The organism is Sphingobacterium phlebotomi, from assembly GCF_008180195.1.
Lineage (GTDB): Bacteria > Bacteroidota > Bacteroidia > Sphingobacteriales > Sphingobacteriaceae > Sphingobacterium > Sphingobacterium phlebotomi.
Genome location: NZ_VTAV01000001.1, coordinates 138,426 through 159,364, shown reverse-complemented (window position 1 = coordinate 159,364; position 20,939 = coordinate 138,426). Strand labels below are relative to the sequence as shown.

General features: G+C 43.4%; 12 protein-coding genes. 1 reads left to right on the top strand and 11 read right to left on the bottom strand.

The window, feature by feature from the left end:
- Window positions 1-35: 35 nt before the first annotated feature.
- The 7 genes from FXV77_RS00605 to FXV77_RS00575 form a co-directional block, all read right to left on the bottom strand.
- Window positions 36-1,229, bottom strand: a complete 1,194-nt coding sequence (locus tag FXV77_RS00605; RefSeq protein WP_222867675.1) for a glycoside hydrolase family 76 protein — start codon at window positions 1,227-1,229, stop codon at window positions 36-38.
- 50 nt (window positions 1,230-1,279) lie between these two features.
- Window positions 1,280-3,565, bottom strand: a complete 2,286-nt coding sequence (locus FXV77_RS00600; protein WP_148917290.1) for a GH92 family glycosyl hydrolase — start codon at window positions 3,563-3,565, stop codon at window positions 1,280-1,282.
- A 48-nt stretch (window positions 3,566-3,613) separates the two neighbouring features.
- Complete coding sequence (locus FXV77_RS00595; protein ID WP_148917289.1) at window positions 3,614-5,797, bottom strand: hypothetical protein; 2,184 nt, start codon at window positions 5,795-5,797, stop codon at window positions 3,614-3,616.
- A 30-nt stretch (window positions 5,798-5,827) separates the two neighbouring features.
- On the bottom strand, window positions 5,828-6,643 hold the full coding sequence (locus tag FXV77_RS00590; protein ID WP_148917288.1) for a DUF3823 domain-containing protein: 816 nt from the start codon (window positions 6,641-6,643) through the stop codon (window positions 5,828-5,830).
- Window positions 6,644-6,662: 19 nt separating this feature from the next.
- A complete protein-coding gene (locus FXV77_RS00585; protein WP_148917287.1) occupies window positions 6,663-8,738 on the bottom strand; it encodes a RagB/SusD family nutrient uptake outer membrane protein in 2,076 nt (691 codons plus the stop codon).
- A gap of 20 nt (window positions 8,739-8,758) precedes the next feature.
- A complete protein-coding gene (locus tag FXV77_RS00580; protein WP_148917286.1) occupies window positions 8,759-11,941 on the bottom strand; it encodes a SusC/RagA family TonB-linked outer membrane protein in 3,183 nt (1,060 codons plus the stop codon).
- A 61-nt stretch (window positions 11,942-12,002) separates the two neighbouring features.
- Window positions 12,003-13,481, bottom strand: coding sequence for a glycoside hydrolase family 76 protein (locus tag FXV77_RS00575; protein ID WP_148917285.1), 1,479 nt, complete (start codon window positions 13,479-13,481; stop codon window positions 12,003-12,005).
- 270 nt (window positions 13,482-13,751) lie between these two features.
- Between FXV77_RS00575 and FXV77_RS00570 the strand changes: the two genes are divergently transcribed.
- A complete protein-coding gene (locus FXV77_RS00570) occupies window positions 13,752-16,292 on the top strand; it encodes a Kelch repeat-containing protein (RefSeq protein WP_148917284.1) in 2,541 nt (846 codons plus the stop codon).
- Between the two features lie 14 nt (window positions 16,293-16,306).
- Here the strand turns inward: FXV77_RS00570 and galK are convergent, their stop codons facing one another.
- From galK to hemH, 4 genes are all read right to left on the bottom strand, one after another.
- Window positions 16,307-17,461: a galactokinase gene (galK, locus tag FXV77_RS00565; RefSeq protein ID WP_148917283.1), complete on the bottom strand. Its 1,155-nt coding sequence runs from the start codon at window positions 17,459-17,461 to the stop codon at window positions 16,307-16,309.
- Between the two features lie 4 nt (window positions 17,462-17,465).
- Window positions 17,466-18,503, bottom strand: a complete 1,038-nt coding sequence (locus FXV77_RS00560) for a UDP-glucose--hexose-1-phosphate uridylyltransferase (RefSeq protein ID WP_148917282.1) — start codon at window positions 18,501-18,503, stop codon at window positions 17,466-17,468.
- Window positions 18,504-18,606: 103 nt separating this feature from the next.
- Window positions 18,607-19,881 carry a metallophosphoesterase gene (locus tag FXV77_RS00555; RefSeq protein WP_148917281.1) on the bottom strand — a complete coding sequence of 425 codons (1,275 nt, stop codon included), beginning with the start codon at window positions 19,879-19,881 and terminating at the stop codon, window positions 18,607-18,609.
- Between the two features lie 10 nt (window positions 19,882-19,891).
- Window positions 19,892-20,917, bottom strand: coding sequence for a ferrochelatase (hemH, locus tag FXV77_RS00550; RefSeq protein ID WP_148917280.1), 1,026 nt, complete (start codon window positions 20,915-20,917; stop codon window positions 19,892-19,894).
- Window positions 20,918-20,939 lie beyond the last annotated feature (22 nt).

Genomic DNA, 20,939 nt, shown 5'->3' with positions numbered 1-20,939 from the left:
TATCGTTTATAACTGAGTTTAAAAAATCAACAAATCTATAGTCTCGTCAATCGGGCATACATTTCAGCGATAGCAAATTGATCTAAGATCCATCGTTTGCCTATAGCAGTTTCTTCGTTTCCCAACCAGTCTTTGCCGAAAAGCCCATCTTCATCCCGCATATTTTCCCAAGCATGGGCTAGATTTGCGTTGAACACATCCACATATTGTTTGTTTTGGTCTTGATGGTATAATTCCACGTAACCCCTTAACATCACCGCGATAAACCAGTTGTCGCTTCTTTTTAATAAAGGATATAATAGCCCCTTCTCCTTACTTTTAGATGCATCAAAAAAATAGGTGAATCCTCCTAGTGCCGACTTTTGCGCATCTTGCAAATACTGTTGTTCTTTGGTTAATTTATATAATAATGCACCTGCCTGAATCATTTGACCTGTGTTATAGGGATATTTGGTCTTATCGATCTTTCCCGACAAATTGATATTATCCCAATACAACCTATCACTGGAATCTTGTAAATTATTTTTGGTCCACTCGTATAAGCTTTTTGCTTTATTGAGATAATGCGTGGAGTCTGTGGCTTCATAAAGTTTAAGCAGATAAACCACAGCTGGTGCGTTCGAACAGGTATTCTTTGATTCCTTACGCTGCTCGCACCAATAAATTCCGCCTCCTAATTTATTATCCATACCACTTTCTACGAAGTCCCATATTTCGTTGGCTTTATCGAGATACGATTTTTCTTTAGTGTGTAGATATAGATCGAGGAAATCGATGCCCAACCAAATATTATCGTCATAAAAACGATCAGACAATGGTGCTGAATTTATATAAGACGCATAGGCCGCCGGCTGTCTTTTGTCGTAATATTGTTCTAGCCCCGGCAATATAAAATCATCAAGATGTTTTCTCACACCTGCATCATGAGATTTTTCCAACAATGCCGTATAAGCGGATAAACTCCCCGAAAAAGGCCAAAGGTAAGCATAAGGATTTGACTTATTGGAGTCGGCACCGCCTCCTAGATAACTGGCATTGTATGCATCGTCATACGGATATGTTTCACGGAAAAGGTTGTTTCCATCCCTTACCGCGTAAAGCTTTTCAATGATTTTAAGTGTTTCCTGAGCCCTTGCATAGCTATCAAAATCTGCCGTTTGTGCGAACAGCTTTAAAGAAGCAGCTAATGTCATCAAGTTTAATAGAAGAAGAAAGACTCGTTTCATCATATTTTTATGTTTGGGATACAAATATATTCGAGTAAAATTAGTAAACCTTGTCAGAATTCATCTGAAAACGAATAAGGTTTATCTTCTTTTGTCTTACCTCGGGATAGATTCGGCTGCGCAGACATACTGAAATTTAGCTTAGCACCTTTATATAAATCGGCTATACGCAAGAAATTGTGTGTATAATTCTTGCCGTTTACACGTAGCTGATCAACGTATACATTTTCTTTTGATTGATTTTCCGCTGAGATGACTACTGTTTTTCCATTCTCCAGTTGTAGTGTTACTTCGTCAAACTGTGGTGATCCTAACACATATTCTCCTGATCCCGGCGCAACGGGGTAAAATCCCATCGATGAAAACACGTACCAGGCAGAAGTCTGCCCATTGTCCTCGTCCCCACAATAGCCGTCAGGAGCAGCAGAGTAAAGCTTATCCATAATCTCCCGTACCCAATATTGTGTCTTCCATGGGGCCGCTGAATAGTTGTAGAGATACGGCATATGTTGTATAGGCTGATTACCATGCGCGTATTGCCCCATGTTCATAATCTGCATCTCGCGCATTTCATGGATCATCCCGCGGCTTTTCATCCCCTCCAGACTAGGCACCATAAAGACGGTATCTAACATGCCGGTAAAAGCCTCATCGCTCCCCATTAAGTCGATCAATCCTTGTGGATCATGAAAGACACAGAAACTCCAATGCCATGAATTCCCTTCTGTAAATTCTTCGGACCAGGCACTCGGGTCAAAATTCGCTATAAATGATCCATTTTTGTTCTTTCCGCGCATAAGCTTGGTGGAGGGATCATAGAGGTTCTTGTAATTTAGCGCTCGTTTGGCATATACACTAGTTTCTGCTTCCGGGCGTCCCAAAGCCTTTCCAAACTGATAAATGCACCAATCATTGTAGGCATATTCTAATGTCCGGGCAGCATTCTGCGAAATACCTGCATCTGCAGGAATATACCCTACTTCGTTATAAAATTCATGTCCATATCGTCCGGTTGACGTATTCTTGGGATGCACGTTATTTGCGCCCCATTGTACGGCTTCCCACAGGACCAACGGATCGTAGCCTTTTCGTCCTGTGAGGTATGCGTCCGCGACAACAGATGCCGAATTATTTCCGATCATGGAAGCACGATGCCCGGGCGATGCCCATTCCGGCAGAAAGCCACTTTCTTTATAGGCATTCACGAGTCCCTCTTGCATACGGTCGTTCATGGAAGGATAAAGCAGATTCAACAACGGAAAAAGACTTCGAAATGTATCCCAAAACCCTGTATCGGTAAACATCTCTCCTGGCAATACCTGACCGTTATAGGGGCTATAATGCACGCGGTTTCCTTTGGCGTCTATTTCCGAAAGATCCCGTGGAAAGAGTGTAGAACGGTACAAGCAGGAGTAAAAGGTGCGGAGGCGATCGATATCCTGATCTTTGATACGGATCCGGCCGAGCACCTCGTTCCACTGGATACGCCCTTCACGGGCAACCTCCTCCAAAGATTTTTCACGTACTTCATTGAGGTTCAGCGACGCTTGCTCAAAACTGATAAACGACGAGGCTACGCGAGCTATTATCTGTTGTCCCTTTTTCAATCCTTTGAAACCGACAATTGCTCCTGCATGATCCGCGGTTACTTCTAAGCCTTCAGCTTTCATGTCACCATCCTTCACAACGAAATGACTGTCCATCGGCTGGTCAAATTCGATTACAAAATAATTCTTAAAGTTTTCCGGTGTTCCGCCACTATTGCGGGTATTATATCCGATAATCTTATTTTCTTCTGGTATAAGTTGGATAAAGGACCCTTTGTCAAAAGCGTCGATTACGATATAGGCACTATCGGTTTTCGGAAAGGTAAACTTGAATACGACAGCACGTTGTGATGGACTGAATTCTGTTGTAACGTCGTGATCCGCAAGGAATACGCTATAATAGTATGGCTTTGCGATTTCTGCTTTATGTGAAAACCAACTCGCCCGTGCATCCTGATCGAACACCGGCTGCCCCGTGATAGGCATCAGTGAAAATTGCCCATAGTCGTTATTCCAAGGACTCGGCTGGTGTGTCTGTTTAAAACCTTTAATTTTATCTGCGGTATAGGTATATATCCAACCGTCACCCATATTACCGGTCTGCGGTGTCCAAAAGTTCATACCCCAGGGTCGGGCGATAGCTGGATAGGTATTCCCTGTTGAAAGTTCATATTTAGATAAAGTACCTACCAATGGGTTTACGTAATCAACAGGATCGGGTGATTGTGCGCATATTTTTTGGATACACGCCATCCATAATAGGGTTATCAGAAAAAAAGAATTTTGTTTCATAAATTTTACTTATTTAATTGCTATAATGATGACCATCATATGATCAGTTTACCATACAAACGCTACCTCGACACCATCGGGATTATTCTCAAAGCCCAGCAGGTATGTTTTTGATGCCTCATCCCAGTTTCTTTGATCGAAGACCTCATTTCCATCGATTGTTACACTTTTCGGTAGCCTTGGAAGCAGTATTCTGGAGATGTTTGTCGTTTCTATGGGGCTTTTGGCCACATAAGAATAACTCGCTTTAGCTATTTTTTCGTTATAAACACGACTAGCAGCAGCCAGGACCTGTGGTTTTTGCTTGTCCTTGACTAAATCAATATTAAAAAAGTACGCTTGCTGACCAGGAGAAATAGATCGCGTACTATATACGGGAAGTTTTGGATCAAACAGATCGATCAGCGTACCCCGGATTGTATAGTTTTCTTCGCTGACACTTTCGTCCATCACAGCGATCAACTCAAATGGTCCGCGCTGTAGGTAAAAGTTGTTTTTGAACGCTATGGCGCCGCTGCCAGAAGCTCGATAACGTTCTTGTGTAATATCGACCAACTGTTGACTATTGTTTGCTTTGAGTGCATAATCTTTTGGATCCATCCGGATAATCTGTACGGATCCTTTACCATATGCATAGACGCCGCTGTCCGCTCCGCGCTTAATGTCCATTTTTTCAAAAAGATGATCAGCTGGAGCCTTATATGTATTGCCTGCGGTATTCCACCATTCCTGAACCGTTTGAAACGGGTCACTATCAGTTCCGCTATAGATGAGCTGTCCTCCGGCATGCACCCATGCCGCCAAGTGCTCATGCGCCGCTGGATCCAACGGCTTCATGTTGGCATAGGTCATGAGCAACACTTTAGTATCCGCCAGTGCTTCTTTATAACCGAGGTTCTCTATATGTACCGTTTTTACCGGTACACCACGTTTAAGAAAAGGGAGAGCAAGACCATAAAAGTTTGCCAACTGCGGATCATCGTATCCTTCGTGTGTTGGGAAACGTTGGAACATCAACGAATTTGCCATCAACACCGAGATCCCTTCGCTTCCCGACAATTTATTTTCGCTCAGCGGCATATGGTTCAATGTATTGATCATAACCTGCATCTGCGTGGAATAATGACGCGGGATACGTTCCTTCTGGTCACTGTTCGGATTTGTCCGGTACAAACCTTCGTAAATTCGCTCTGGCCAAGGCATAACCTCATAGTCGGCAATGTTTGGATAGAGCAATTGCGCTACAAAAGTTGCCTGGTAATTGGTTTTATAATCTACCCAATCCTTAGCACAGTCCTCAATAGGATCGGTCAAAAAGAACATTTTCCTACCGGTAGGCGCGGTCATGGACTCCATCGAACCGTATTCCAGATATGCTGTTTCAAAAACGCGTTCCCGTTCTTTTCCATTAAAATAGTTGGGTTCCCGTGAAGTTCCCGTCCAAACTTGTGCGATATAGCCATCCACAACAGGCAAAGATGCCAAACTAGCCTCAGGAGAAACGATCATCCATTGTGCATAATTGACGAGTGAATGCGTGGGAACGTAACATTTCACATCCATGCCTTTGGATTTTCCGTATGCTTTGGCAAAGGTAAACACCTCGTTCAGCGCCTTGTAATAGAGGTGATACTTGAGCTTATTAGAAAGGTAGGTGTTCTCTGGAGATTCATGTTGTGGACGCCAGTCGAAGCCATAATATTTCTTCCATTCCCTTTTGAACGATTCGCTGTAGCCTGCCCGTGCCCAGAATTCCGGCTCTTCCATGAAGATGGCGTCGATTCCAGCATCGATGACAGGTTTCACATGTCTTTCCTTCAGATATTTAAGGAAATTATCCGTAGGTACAATGTAGGGAACCAGGTGCCCATGCCAAATGGTATCTTGTGCTTGCGTCACTTGTCCTTCATCCAAATGCCATTCTCCATCCCATTGTCCTGTAAAATAATCTTGATATTCGCCCCAGGCAATCCCGGTCATGAAATGAATAATATATCCTTTATCTTTCCACGATTTCACCCGGTCTTCGAACGGCACCCGTTTGTTTTTGTCCGAAGGATTCCCCCCCACACCATAGATCATAACCGCATCGGCCCGATTATCGATTGTTGGTCGCCATTCTCGAGACGTCTGAAAAGTGGTTTTTACCTGCTCTTCCTTTTTTTGAGCGATAAGCGGCCCATTGATTCCTAGCAGGCATCCCACCCCAATTAATATTCTCCAATTTACCATGATCATCCGTTTAATTTATCAATCTGTTCATCAATCGACCAATACTTCTTTCGCTTCACTATAGTTCCAACGCTTTGTTCCGCTACCTGCCGGCGTATCGTAGTTGATTCGGGCTGCCGCACGGATAAATACGGTCCGACCTGCAGGGATCTCACCATTAGACTCCAAGGTAATTGTTTCGCCAAATAGCTGATCAAACGAATTACCCGAGTAATCTACGCGACTCGACCAACGCTCGTCGCGGGCGCGGTAACCTACACTGGAGGAATAGCTTACGAAAAATTGAATATCGGTCATATTTAGGAAATCATCGTTATAATTCCCCATAGGTTCCACTTTCGTTCTGAAGTCTTCGGGACTTACAGCTCTAGAGACTTTCACCTGTGCGATGATTTTGCCATTTTCAACCGTAGGTTCTCCAACCCATTCTACATGCAAAAAGGGTTGCACTTCGAATTTAATCTGATGATCGCTCTGCAGGTCCATAACGATACTTTCGTCAGCCAGTTCGCGACCGTCTTCATCCTCACGTATCAAAGGAATGAAAGGTCCGTCAACCGTAATACGGTAGTTGCCCTTAAAGAGTTTAGTATTCCGAAAAGTACCATCGGGCATACAATAGAAGTCGGGGTTGGGTTCTACATTATCGCCCCAACTTAATTCTGTCAAGCGTACACGGATTCCTTCCGATCCTTGATCGGTCAATACAGGTTTTCCTGTCAATATATCCACTACCTGCCCTTCCAATGCGACGTCTGGTGCATCGAAATTATCCGGCTCAAATAGGCTGCATGAGCTGATTAGCATAACGAAGCATAACAGCCCACTCTGTATTATCTTGTTCATATTTTTCAATTCTAAATCCTTATCTATTCGGTTGTTGATCAATAACAGCACTCTTCGCGACTTCACCCCCCGGTATTTCAAAATAATAGTTCAACGGTGTATATCCATAAGTTTTTGATGCTACCCATTGAAAGCGGGCATCAAAGAAATATTTACCTGTTTTTGTCGAAAAAAACGGATAGAGGCCGCGGAAGCGATAGTTTTCATTATTGCTGAACTTGTTTTTATCACGCGTTTCCCCCCAAAAACCATCCCTTCCTTCGTAATGAGCTACACGCCAACGTCGTATGTCCCATTTCGATTTATGCTCAAAGGCCAGCTCCTTGCGACGTTCTTTGCGCACCGTATTACGACCGTCGATATCAGCCGTCAGCGTTCCCTGTAGCAAATTAGCGCCTGCACGTTCGCGGATTTCATTTACTGCATCGGTCGCTACCTGTAAGAAGTCACTGCCATCGGGCGAGGTAGCGTCGGCCAAACGAAGCTCTATAGCGGCTTCTGCGGCATTCAACAATACTTCGGCATAGCGCATCAGAATAAAAGGCTGTGCAGACTTTCCTTCTCCTCCTTCGGCATTTGGATCGGTATTCAGCCATTTGCGCAGATAAAGCCCCGTCACGGTTGCTTCTCCGTTGTCATAGAATGGCCCTTCCTGCCCTGCCGCCGTCATTTGCTTTCCGTTGTAGTCTACAATCTCTTGGCTACCACCTTCACGCGGACTGAGGTACAGGCTCTTAGACGATCCATTATAGATAGATAGATTCTGGTATCGTGTGTCCGCGGTGTTATAGGCGTAGTTCGAAAAGAAGGGCTTGATGGGTGTGTCTCCAATATATACACCCGCACGTACGTCAATCTGTTTATTTCTGAATTCGTCTGACGGAAAGATCACGTAAGCACGTAAACGTGGTTCCGCATCCTTAAAAAAATCCAAAGGGCTATCAAACATCAAGTAATTTCCCGAGGCATTTTGGTCGCCATTCGTAACCCGAATACTGCCGTCCGGATAACGATCAAAACCATCGAAGAGCTCTATAAAGTCTAATGTCGGACAGGTACCGCTTGCTAATGGTGCCCGAAAAGTAAAAGGAAGGTTATAAGCATCGAACGCATGCGTCGTCGTGGGGAATATATATTGTTTCACATAGATATTTTCCGGACTGCTCAAGTCAGAAAACATATCGACCATATTTTGGTATTGTGCCTCCGGATCATCCGCAGTCCAACGCTTTTTATAGAGCGAATAACCTCCGTCTTGCATCACTTCTCTAGCGGCTTTATAAGCTTCCGTAAAATAACGAATAGAAGCCGTCTGCCAGGTTGTTGCGTCAAAACCAATCACACGGACACCGGTTTTACGCCCTAGTCCGGTCAGACGACCGGATACATCTTGATTGTATTTTGCTACGCTACCTGCATAGAGCATAGCCTCCGATTTGAATGCCAAAGCTACATATTTGTTTGAATATCCTTCTATGGGCGATTCTTCCATCATCAGCTCGACAGCTTGGTCAAAGTCTTCCAGAATCTGATCCCAGGTTTCTTCCTCAGTTGCCCGAGGCACTTCCATTTCTTCTGAACTGGCTGGATAAGGTATAACTTTAGTCACCAATGGAATACCTCCAAAACGTTTAGCCATCGTATAAAATGCGGTGGCACGGGCGTAATACGCTTCCCCAAGATAATGGTTATATAGCTCTTCACTGAAATTCTCTTTAAAGTTCGGTAGGTTCTCGAGGAGATAGTTCGCCTCCAAAATCAGTTCAAAGCCTTTATTCCAGTAAGGGGTGCGCTCGCTGGTAAATGCGGCTGAAAGTCCCTCGCGATTGACTGCCTCACCCGTGCCTTCTATACCGGCGGAGTTCAACCATCCGTTGTTTTCAAAGCCCCATTGCGCCGTATACTTAAAGTCTTCGAAAGGCATCAAACTATACATACGTGCCATGTAAATATTTACACCCGCGTCTGTACTTAGCACGTCATCATCTGCAACCACATTTTTGGGTGTAATGTCTAAATCCACACAGGCGTTCAGACACATACAAGCCGCACCGGCTATTATTGTCCATATCGATAAAAATCTTTTTCTGTTCATTTTCTTTCCTCTATTAAGCGTTAAAAAGTCATGGAAACGCCCATGGTATAGGTTTTATTCAAAGGATACATCCGCCCCAGATCATCATCGGGATGCTCCGGGTCTACAAACTTCACTGCAGTAATGGTAAACAGGTTGTACGTGTTTGCAAAGACGCGTAAACGCATATTCGGATGCTTGTTGAACGTGGGCAAAGTGTAGCCCAGCTCCAGGCTCTTTAAGCGAAGATAGCTCGTGCTCACTCGGTTAAACTCCGAATTTGTTCTTGGGTACCGTCCTGTAAAGGCATAATGACCTTGCTCCCAGACTATACTTGGATCATACGGATCGGCGGTTGGATCCACGGGATGCCAACGATCCAGATATTGTGTCAACGTTCCTCCGCCATTGGTTCCCCAGATACTATATAAAGGTTCTTTGTATTCCATCGAGCCGAGTGCGGATCCTTGGAACAACATCGTCAGATCGATGTTCTTATAGTTAGCTTGCAAATTCGCGCTAAAATTTACCCAAGGTGTTTGGTCAAATGCAAAGGGATGTTCATCCAAGCCGCTGATCTCCCCGTCACCATTCCAATCAACGTACTTATAATCACCCGGTAAGATGTCCCGCTCCGTGTAGATCGGATACGTCCGAATATCGTTCCAATCCATAAAGCGTCCGTCCGACTCATAACCAAATTGAATACCCTGATAGCGGTTGTTCAGATTATCGTTGCGCCAGCGATCATATGAATTTTTCCATGGACCTTTTTCTGCTCCAAAGAGATATTTGTTTCGTGTTACTGTAGCAATGGTCTTGATGCTATAGCCAAAGTCGCCGATTTGGTTACGGTGCCGCAATTCCAACTCCAGTCCCACGTGCTGGTCGCTGTCTACATTTTCCAGGGGAGCCAATGCACCGATCACGGTGGGAAAGGTCGACGTGCGACGCTGAAAAAGCCCGCTGCGCCGGCGGTCAAAATAATCCAATGTAAAACCAAATTTGCCATTCCAAGCATCCATATCCACACCCACATTGAAGGTTTTTGATTCAAACCATGTTATAGATGGATTAGCAAACGCTTTGCGGCTAACTGTTGTTATGAATTGATTACCAAACACGTAGCCTGGAACGTAGTGATTATAATAGCCATTTTCCGCATTGTCGCTTGTAGCGGGATACTCATATCCGCCAATCCAACCAAAATCCCAATTATTATTTACGTCCAAGTCATTGCCTAAAACACCATAACTCGCGCGAATCTTAAATTGATCAACGAAATTGAGGGCTTCGATAGCCTGGAAAAAAGGTTCCTCGGATATACGCCAAGCGGCTGACCCTGAAGGAAAGAATCCCCACTGATTTCCCTTAATAAAACGAGAAGATCCATCATAGCGGAACTGAAATTCTGCGATATAGCGTCCTTTATAATCGTAATTCACCCGTCCGAGTGCCGCTTGTTTGGCTTCCTCATAATAGTCGGACAGTCCGTCCGACATACCGGTCATCCGACCATCTTCCATTCCCAAGAATAATTTATCAGAGGGAAAGGCCAAATTCTTCAACGCATAAAAATTATCCCCGTCATTCTTCTGCGTCTCCCAGCCCAATACCACGCCGACTTGATGCTTCTCGGCAAATAAACGATCGTAATTTAGGGTAACTTGACTTAATATCTGTTGCTTTTCATAGAATTCGCGTCGCATACGATTTGGACTGCTCAATTCGTAGGTTTTTTGGAGATAGCTATTGGTTATCGGATCAAAAGCATATTGATCATATTCCTTTCGGAAGATACTATTGTTATCCGTACGATAGTCATAGGATAACAACGCTTTCGCCGTAAATCCTTGTAAGGATTCGGATAGCGTTCCGAAATCGTAGTTCAGTGCTGCAGAGGATTGGAACGTTTTTTTCTTGTATTTCCGATAGCCGGAAATGTCCGAATCGATCATGGCAACAGTATTCTGTTCCAGATCTAGTCCTTCGTAGTTCAACATGGTCCCTTCCGGATCAGCATAGGCGGGAAATAACATACCCTGTCTCCAATAATTTCGGATAATATCTACCGAACTGGAATAAGGGTTGTTCTGTTGATCGGCCATTCCGGCCAGATTGATATCAAATTTTAAACCGTTGACAATCTCCGTTGTGATATTCGTGCGCAGGTTCATCTTGTTATAGTTCAGATCCCCGGTTTTGAAAAACCCTTCCTGAGAAGCATATCCCGCTCCAATATAGTATTGGGTTTTAGTACTTCCTCCGGATATGCTCAGATCATGGGATGTCTGGGGAGATACATCGGAAAAGATGAGTGAAGTCCAGTCCGAAGAACGCCTGCTTCCATTACGAAAGGCTTCAAAATCCTCTTCGGTATAGATTATACTCCCCCCATTTATATTGTTCATCGATTTTTCATTGTACAGTGTCATGGCCTCAAAGGCATCGGCTAAAAAGGGCATGTTGGAAGGTTTTTGGAAGGTAAAAGATCCGTTGTAACCAACAGATACAGCACCCTCTCGACCTTTACGGGTTGTGACCAGCATAACACCGTTTGCAGAGCGAACGCCGTATATAGATGCCGAGGCATCTTTTAGTACCGAAATGTCGTCGATATCGTTTGGATTTAGGCGCTGAAAGTCTTCTATAGAACGTGGCACACCGTCAATAATCACCAATGGCGCTCCCATCCCTCGGATATCAAAATTTGCCGAATAATTACCCGGTTCGGCACTTTTTTGCCATACGCGAACACCGGCAATACGACCTGTCAGCATATTTTGCGGATTTTCATTTTTGGTGGCCCGCATTTCTGTACCTTTAACGCCTGAAACAGCCCCAGTTAACGTTACTTTTTTTTGTGTACCGTATCCTACGACTACAACTTCGTCCAGCGTGGAGTCGTCCGCTTCTAACTGGACATCAACTCGACTGCGATTACCGACTTGTTCCTCTAAGGTCCGGTAACCCACAAAGGTGTATCGGAGTACCGCCTCGCTGGGTACCTGAAGGGAATATCGTCCTTCCAGATCGGTACTGGTAGCAAGTTGAGGCGATGAACCTTTGACGAGTACGGATACGCCTATCAGTGGCTGACCGGTGGAACTTGTCACAACCCCTGAAACCTGACTTTGCGCCCATAGCCACCCTGGTAGCAGCAGAAATGCCAATACGATGGCCATTCCATGTAGGGGTTTTCGTTTTTCAAAGCTTAAATTCATTCTGGTTTAGTTTATAGGTGGAAAAATGATGATTAGCTAAATAATATGTTGGTTTTCGCGTTTACAGATCAGACGTCAATTGATGTTTTCCTAAGATGGCGTACTGTGCGGCATAGGTAAACATGAACATGCCTTCGACACCCTGCCCTTCTTTTTCTTCTGCCCAACCTTTCAACAAATTGGTAGGAAGGAAACCATCGTGATGAAAACGTTCAAAACCATAATCCAGATTCCGTTGAAAGGCCGTCAAATAATCTCCGATATTAACATCCAACAAAATCGCTTCATGGTAGCTACGCATAAGGATACCATTGAACCAGTTTCTGAATCCTTCCGTTTCGAAGCTGTAATACTGTGGAACATCTTTTCCCAAAGAAGCAAATTGTTTGAAACTATTTTTGGCCAGCTCGCGACCATCCGTTGCATATTTCTCTTCTCCGGTTACGCGATATAAATCCGCTGCGCCCGACAGCATCGTTCCGCTGTTATAGGTATAAGCCTCGCCTACTGCTTCGGTCAGTGGTGTGTTTGCACGATATCGTATACCATCCACTTCTTCGTAGCGTACGTCACAGTTTGGCACACAACCGCCCATCATATCCGTGTACACACCATCCGCATCGAGCAAGTTACGTTTCTGCCAATCGTAAATTAATTGTGCATATTGAAGATAATATTGTTGTTTTTCCAACTGTTCCGTTCGACGGGTTTGTTTGTCATCTTCATCTATATAACGATGCTCAATCTCGTCAGACTTATCTTTGTAGATTTCATGCAACCAAACTAGCGGACTGATCAATGGTCCGTTACTACAGGCATGCTTCGTCGTATAGCCTGGTCCCCAAGGTATTCCTCCATTTTCTTTTCCATTGCTGTCGCGGGTTACATCCCATCCATCCAGCACATAAGCCGTTAAATACTCGGCTTTTTCCAGGTATCCCTTTTTGCCCGTTAGTTTATAGGAGTCTAATAATTCGCGGATCAACCACATTTGATCGTCATACACATTCAAAACGCCGGTAACGTTTGCTTGACCTTTCTGATTAACTCGATCAACAGCATATACAGACCATTCCTTCGTCTGGGTATAGGAAACGAGTTCAAAAGTGCCAAGATAATAGTCTGCATTCGCATACATGTTATCTAGCAGCGTTAGGTAGCGTTCGTAATGATCATCGTACAAACTGTTCCCATCTACCTCCTGGGCCTGCTGAAGTCCCAACAGCGCAGCATTGATCGCTTCAATTCCGGCGGTATACATCCAAACAGAAGCCCGCTCTTCAGATTTCACTTTGGTAAATGGATTGTAAAAGCGTCGCATCTCGAAGGTCTCTGGGTCAAAATAATGTGTAATGGTTACATCGATTAGATCTATAGAACGTTGCAGGTTTTGTAAAGCTAAAACATGGGGATTATTTACCGCTGGTTCCCCCTCCATATCAGGAGGTGACGGATTCCGAGCACACCCCGATAACACGACGGTTACCGAAGCAACGCTCCATAGCATCGTACAATAAATGGCGATAATAAAAATCTTCATTTCGAGATTGATTAAGTTTATAACACAAAATTTAAAATTGGTGAAATCGCTTTTCGACGTATTTCATACACAAAATAGGAAGTCAAGGATTAAAACTAGGGTTAAAAACAAGATTTAACCGCTGACAAAAACATTAACCCCTACTTTATTTTTGCATATTTATGTTCTAGGAAGCTTTCTAGCCCCGCTTTTTTCTTCTATGCTTCCTTAATTTTTTTGTGTTATATTCGTTACATTTGTATCAAAAGTTATAAATTGTACATCACATTTATGGCAGTGATAAACCGAAACATGTGCATTTACGGAGTACAATCTTTTCTATTTTACTTTCTCATTCTAATGATTTCGCTGGTTGTTCAAAGCCCTGCTTTTGGACAAGGTATCCGGTTTACCGGAAGTAGCCAACCTATAGAAAAACGTACTTCTGTCACTTTTTTTTCCGATGCAGCACCCACATTTTACAATTCGTTTGCCATTGATTTTGACCTACAACTGCCTAGAGATAGTACGATGGGTTACATTGTTCGGATTAAAGAAGAAACGCAAGGCTCTATTTTTAATTTACACTATAAGGAAGAAGAAAGTCAAGCCATATTTCGCCTTAATGAAGAGGGTAAAAATAGTTTGATTACGATGCGAATTGCGCTTAAGTATCTGAACGACCGACATTGGTTTCCAGTACGTATTAAGTATGATCTACAGAAGGGGCAAATCAAGCTACAGATTGCCGACGAAGCACCACAGTTTGCAGAGGTACCCATCGAGTCACCTTACTCTCCCAACGTAACGTTTGGACGTAGCGATTACATGATTGATGTTCCTTCTTTTTCACTTCGAAATTTCCGCATTGGCAACAAGGAAAAAGAGATTGTCTTCCCTTTACTTGAAAGCTCGGGAAATAAACTGCATAATGCCTCCGGTGAAGTGATGGGAAAAGTTACAAACGGAACCTGGTTATTGAACGATGCTTTTCATTGGCATAACCATATTGCTATGCGCTCTTTAAGCCCCTCGGGATCAGCTTATGATTTAAAAAGAAAATCTATCTATTACTTCAATAGCGACTCTTTACAGATTTATGAGGTACAGACAGGCATTAAACGGAGTGTCCGTTTTCACACGCCCTGTCCTCTGAAACTTAAACTTGGAAACAGCTTTATAGATCCTGAAGAGAACAGGTTGTATATCTATGAAACATATTACGAGGCAACTTATACGGGTCCGACCGTCGTTAGCTTGGACTTAAATGATTTTAGTTGGAGAATAGAAAGCAGCGACGACTTGCAACGAGAATTGAATCATCATGCTTCACACTTTTTAGCCGATAGCCGTAAATTACTGCTATTTGGTGGATATGGAAACATGGTTTATAGCAACGATTTGCTTTTTTATGATCTAACGGAAAAAAGTTGGTCTAGACCTCAGGATACGCGCGGAGACTCTATTTTTCCGCGATATTTCACCTCTATAGGTAGGTCAGAGGCTGATCAGAAAATCTATATTTTTGGGGGTATGGGTAATGAGTCGGGACAGCATATCGTAGGGCGGAAATATTTCTACGATCTATACATGTTAGATCCGACAACTGGGATAACAACAAAACTTTGGGATCTAAATTGGAAGGAAAGCCTTTTTGTGCCGGCCCGCGGACTGGCTATCCCTGATTCAAATTGGATTTACATGCTTGGATACCCCGAGCATTTAACACACTCGTTTATCAAACTACGTCGGTTCGCCATCCACGATGGTCAATATGAAGAATTAGGCGACTCGATTGCTATCTATTCCGATAAGATCAGTACACATGCTGATTTACATTTTGATCCACACCTCAAGAAACTCATTGCGCTAGTGCAGGAATCGGATGATGATATACGATCCACCCTTACGGTGTATAGTTTAGATTTTCCAGCTATTAGCGAATCCCAACTCTATGCCTTCCCTGGTCCGAATACACCAAGAAATATAGGATTCTATGCCATGGTCCTTGGTACGCTTTGCATCGGTGCTTTAGCGTACCAGATTTATTATCGTCACACCAAGCAGCCCAAACCGGTAGTATTACACAATGAACCAAAATTACCCGAACAACCGCAGACAAATCGTATTTATCTTTTTGGAGATTTCACCGTCGTGGATAAACAAGGGATGGATATTTCTCATCTGTTCAGTGCGCGATTGCAACAGGTTTTTTGTTTAGTCCTGTTCCATAGCTACACAACGGGCATTAGTTCCAATCTGCTTACTCATTTGCTATGGCCAGACAAACCTAAAGATAAGGCTAAGACTTCTAGAGGCGTAGCTATAAATAATCTTAGGAAAGTATTAAGCGAATTGGACGGGGTAGAAATTATTTATGAAGAGGGGCATTATCGTGTGGTATTCGAGCCGACCTGCTACTGCGATTATTGGCATCTGAAGAGGCTCCTTACACAGGGTACTGACGTTCTTTCTTCCGAAATTTTGAGTATTCTTGGACGTGGTGAATTCTTATTGGGCATGGACGATCCCGTATTCGACAAATCCAAACATGATATAGAAAGTATGCTGATCGAAAGACTTCAAAAGTGTATGATCGAAAGCCGGGAATATAAGGATTGGTCTTCGTTATTTCGTGCAGCAGACACCTTACTTACCATCGATGCGGCCAATGAACTAGCCTTGGAACAAGGGCTTTATGCATTATATAAAGGAAAACTAGAATCCCGTGCGCTGCCTTTCTATAAGCGTTTCGCAGAGAACTATCGACAATTGATGGGAGACGATTATGCTTACAAATTTGAAGATATATGGCAACGAGCAACGCAATAAAACGGAGGAATTGTCTACAACAATTCCGTACCGTTAGAAGGAATGACCTTGATAGCCGTTAATTCTAGATCAAATTGTTTCTGATAAATAGGGGCTAGCCGTTCAACCAATAAATCCTGAAAAGATTTCTTCACTAAGTTGATGGTACACCCACCAAAACCACCGCCCATCATTCGAGCGCCTATTACCTCCGGGAAAGATTTTACATAATCTACCAAAAAGTCTAGTTCGGGACAGCTTACTTCATACTCTTGACTCAACCCTTCGTGCGCCCGAAACATCTGCCGGCCTAGCGTTTCCAGATCTCCCTGATCCAATGCTTCACACGCACTATTCAATCGCTCGTTCTCTTCTATGACAAACCGACATTTCGTATACACATCCAAATCAACCGGTTTTACATGGGCTTCCAACATATCCAAAGTCACATCACGGAGACTCTTCACCTCGGGAAATTGTTGCTGTACCAAGCGTACACCCTCTTCACAGGACGCCCGGCGGTCATTATAAGCTGATGATGCGAGCGAATGTTTGACATTTGTATTCAACAATAAGATGGCATAATCGCCTAACGCTAAAGGCTTGTATGAAAAGGAAAGATCACGACAATCCAACTTCACTACGTGATCGGCTTTGCTCATTACCGATGCAAACTGATCCATGATACCACATTTCACTCCGGCATACGTGTGCTCTGCCTGCTGCCCTATTTTCGCGATATCCACGCGTTCTATCTCCAAATCAAAGAGTACGTTTAGTGCAAATCCCACGGCACATTCCAGCGCAGCAGAAGATGACAGTCCGGCCCCCAAAGGCACATCGCCATCAATGTACATATCAAATCCTCCCAGACTTGCACCTCTCAACTGAAGCTGATGCACCACACCAAGTACATAGTTTGGCCAACCCTGCTCTACAGGCTGTATTTCGGTTAACGGAATTTCAAAATATGCTGCAAAGTCCTCGGCATATAAGCGGATTAAATCGTCATCTCGTTTTCCTATTCCTACATAAATCGCTTTATCAATGGCTGTAGGTAGCACAAAACCTTCGTTATAGTCGGTATGTTCGCCGATGATATTGATTCTTCCCGGCGAGCGCACTACGTGTGTAGGAGCATATCCAAAAACAGTTGCGTATTTTTCTTCTATTTGCTGTTTCGAAATCATGTATTTATCCTTTGTAATGAATCGTAGATTGTTCTTTTAATGTATTCGCTGCTTGCTCTGGAGTAATGTCACGTTGCGGCGTAGCCAGCATCTCATACCCCACCATAAATTTCTTTATGGTAGCTGAACGTAACAGCGGCGGATAAAAATGCATGTGCCAATGCCATTCTGGGTGGTCTCCCGAGTTTACGGGCGATTGGTGCATACCCGCCGAATAAGGAAAAGAGGTCTTAAAAATATTATCGTAACGAATAGTTAGTTCCTGTAATGTACGCGCAAAGTCTTCTTTCTCTTCTTCCGTAAACGCTAAAATAGACGGTACAGGTCGTTTACTGATAATCATCGTTTCATAAGGCCAGGCCGCCCAAAAGGGAACAAGCGCCACAAAATGTTCATTATCGATGATGATACGTTCGTCTTTTTTCAATTCGAGCGCTACATAATCTTTAAGGAGCGTACGCCCGTGCTGTTTGAAATAAGCCTTCTGTTGCGCACTCTCTTTTTCTATCTCTACGGGTAATGAGCTTTCCGCCCAAATCTGACCATGTGGATGTGGATTACTACATCCCATGATGCTGCCCTTATTCTCAAATATCTGAATATATCTTATCCATTCTTTTGCCGAAAGTTCCCGAAATTCCTTTTGCCAAAGATCTACTACTGCCTTAATGGCGGGTAAGTCCATTTGAGGAAGTGTCAAATCATGACGCGGAGAAAAGGAGATAACTTTACATATTCCTCTTTCAGATTCAGCAACGAGCAAATGCTCTTCATCAAACTGTTCAATGGATGTTTCTTCCAATAGTGCCGAAAAGTCATTAACAAATACAAAGCTATCTTTGTAATCGGGGTTTTGTGTACCATCTGCACGCGTATTACCTGGACATAAATAGCATTTGGGATCGTACTGTGGACGGTTGTCCGGTGCTAAATCCTCTACTTGTCCTTGCCAAGGGCGTTTACTACGATGGGGAGAAACAAGAATATATTCTCCAGTTAACAGATTCTTACGTTTGTGTGGTTGTTCTGCAAAGTCCAACATGATTTAAGGTTATATTTTTATAAATATCACCTTTTTTTTGCAAAAACAAAATAGGAGAGACAAAAAAGTGTCATTATTACACTTTATGTATTCGCTAAACTCGTTAAGAAAGAATTGGCTTCTCTCCTTTTATCAATTCGAAAACAGTAATCTCTGGTAGAATTCCTACACGTCCTGGGTAGCCTAAAAATCCATAACCTACGTTTACATAGAGTTTTTGGTTTTGTTCTTCATAAAGTCCCGCCCATTCTTTGTATACGTATTTAGCAGGACTCCACTGGAAGTGTTCTCCACGAACGCCAAACTGCATGCCGTGGGTATGTCCCGCGAACATCACATCGACATCGGTATCTAACACCTGTGCCCTCCAATGGGATGGATCATGCGATAGAAGCAACTTCACGGGAGATTCTTCCGTTCCCATCAATGCCTTTTTCAAATCCCCTTTCTTCGGAAAGCGGCCTGTACCCCAGTTTTCTACTCCAACAATGGATATCTTCTCGTTATTTACCTCGATGGCCCGATTCTCATCCAACAACAAATCCCATCCCATCACTTTATGTGTTTCTTTGAGATGTTTTAAGTTCTTACGTTTTGCGTCAGAATCCTCGCGACCAAAATAGTAATCTCCATAGTCATGGTTACCCAATATCGAATACACGCCCAAATCTGCTTTTAGTTTGGTAAAAATATCTTGATAATCCCGCATTTCAGAAGCAACATTGTTGACCAAATCTCCGGTAAAAAACACCGCATCTGGCTTTTCGCCAAGCAACATCTCTATCCCGCCCAGTACAGCTTTCTTATTATAAAAAGATCCGGAATGTACGTCCGATATCTGCGCAATGCGCATACCATGAAAGGAAGCAGGAAGATTCGGCAAATACAATTTCTGTCGAATGACTTTATAGTCATATCCTCCGGAAATCATTCCCCATGACAAAGGGAATATAGGCAACGATGCGACCAATATACCTGATTTGGTTAAAAATTCCGAACGGGAAATTCCATTCACCGGTTTTTCCGGTAAGGGCTCCGAAAGCTCCTCTAACCGCTCCGGTAAACTTTCCTTTCTACGTGGTGAAAAAAGCTTTGCCACCCATATTCCTCCCCGACGAATATCGTCGAGAAGCAAAATAATGATAAAGATAAACTTACTAACCGCCGTCATGAAAAAGGCAACCAAAATAATGGATCTGTATGCCAACGGTATATTAAATTTTGTCGAGATATAAAGCCCAAGCAAAAGGCCTATAGAATAGCCCCACCACACATATGAAAACCATTTCGTTTTCGCGGCCTTAATTTTCGTCGCACGTAAGGCGAAGAAAATATAAAAATCAAAAATCAGTAATAATATCGCGTTAAATAATAACATATCAATCTTTTTATCCCTGCGCCAGCCGTTTCAGCACATTAATCCATTTAGGATCGTCATTCAAACTTTCTACCATCGTGATCTCCTCTCCCCCCAAGGACTTAAATTCATTTGCATATTCGACCTGAATTTCGTCCAATGTTTCTATACAATCTGCTACAAAAGCCGGACTAAATACCAATAACTTTTTAAACCCTCGTTCCGCCATTTGATGCAACGTATCGGAAGTATAGGGCTGAATCCACGGAGTCTTCCCTAACCGCGACTGAAAGCAAACCGAATATCGCTCTTTGGAGAGACCCAATTTTGCTGCTATTGTACGTGATGTCGCATAACACTGTGAAAGATAACAATATGTTTTCTTACTTTCCCTACAAGGAGCACAACCAGCATCAGGACATGTCAATGCTCCCGTCGGATCAACTTTCCCCAATTGTCTTACGGGCAACCCGTGATAGCTGAACAATACATGATCATATTCTTCTATCGTGTGCTTGCGTGCATGATCGGCATACGTCTCGCACATTTCCTCATCATCACAATAGTTACTAACGAAAGTTACCTGCGGAAAGTATTGCCAACTCCGCATAATTTCCATGACTTTGTCAATAACCGAGCCTGTTGTTGCGGAAGCATATTGTGGAAAAAGGGGAATTACCCGAATAGACTCCAACCTCATGGCCTCCATTTTCTGAAGCGCCGAGGCAATAGATGGGTTTTGGTAGCGCATCGCTAACTCCACGTGGTATTCTTCTCCCAGTTCACGTTGCAGTAAATCACGTTGCAACTCGCTATAATACATCAGCGGAGATCCTGTTTTATCGTCCCATATCGTGTGATAGGTTGCCGCCGATAGTGGCGCACGCTTCGGAACAATTGCTCCTTTTACCAATAGTGTACGGCCCAGATACGGAATATCCATCACCCGAGGGTCCATCAAAAACTCTGTTAAATACCTACGGACATCAGCTGTTGTAGGGTTGTCCGGTGTGCCTAGTTGCACCAAAAGAACTCCCTTTGTAGCGTTCTTATTCATTTGCTACAAAAATAACCATAAA

Coding starts and splice junctions, on each gene's coding strand:
- FXV77_RS00580 (WP_148917286.1), bottom strand. CDS start 11,941: ATGAATTTAAGCTTTGAAAAACGAAAACCCCTACATGGAATGGCCATC.
- galK (WP_148917283.1), bottom strand. CDS start 17,461: ATGATTTCGAAACAGCAAATAGAAGAAAAATACGCAACTGTTTTTGGA.
- FXV77_RS00560 (WP_148917282.1), bottom strand. CDS start 18,503: ATGTTGGACTTTGCAGAACAACCACACAAACGTAAGAATCTGTTAACT.
- FXV77_RS00585 (WP_148917287.1), bottom strand. CDS start 8,738: ATGAACAGAAAAAGATTTTTATCGATATGGACAATAATAGCCGGTGCG.
- FXV77_RS00575 (WP_148917285.1), bottom strand. CDS start 13,481: ATGAAGATTTTTATTATCGCCATTTATTGTACGATGCTATGGAGCGTT.
- FXV77_RS00605 (WP_222867675.1), bottom strand. CDS start 1,229: ATGATGAAACGAGTCTTTCTTCTTCTATTAAACTTGATGACATTAGCT.
- FXV77_RS00590 (WP_148917288.1), bottom strand. CDS start 6,643: ATGAACAAGATAATACAGAGTGGGCTGTTATGCTTCGTTATGCTAATC.
- FXV77_RS00595 (WP_148917289.1), bottom strand. CDS start 5,797: ATGGTAAATTGGAGAATATTAATTGGGGTGGGATGCCTGCTAGGAATC.
- hemH (WP_148917280.1), bottom strand. CDS start 20,917: ATGAATAAGAACGCTACAAAGGGAGTTCTTTTGGTGCAACTAGGCACA.
- FXV77_RS00600 (WP_148917290.1), bottom strand. CDS start 3,565: ATGAAACAAAATTCTTTTTTTCTGATAACCCTATTATGGATGGCGTGT.
- FXV77_RS00570 (WP_148917284.1), top strand. CDS start 13,752: ATGGCAGTGATAAACCGAAACATGTGCATTTACGGAGTACAATCTTTT.
- FXV77_RS00555 (WP_148917281.1), bottom strand. CDS start 19,881: ATGTTATTATTTAACGCGATATTATTACTGATTTTTGATTTTTATATT.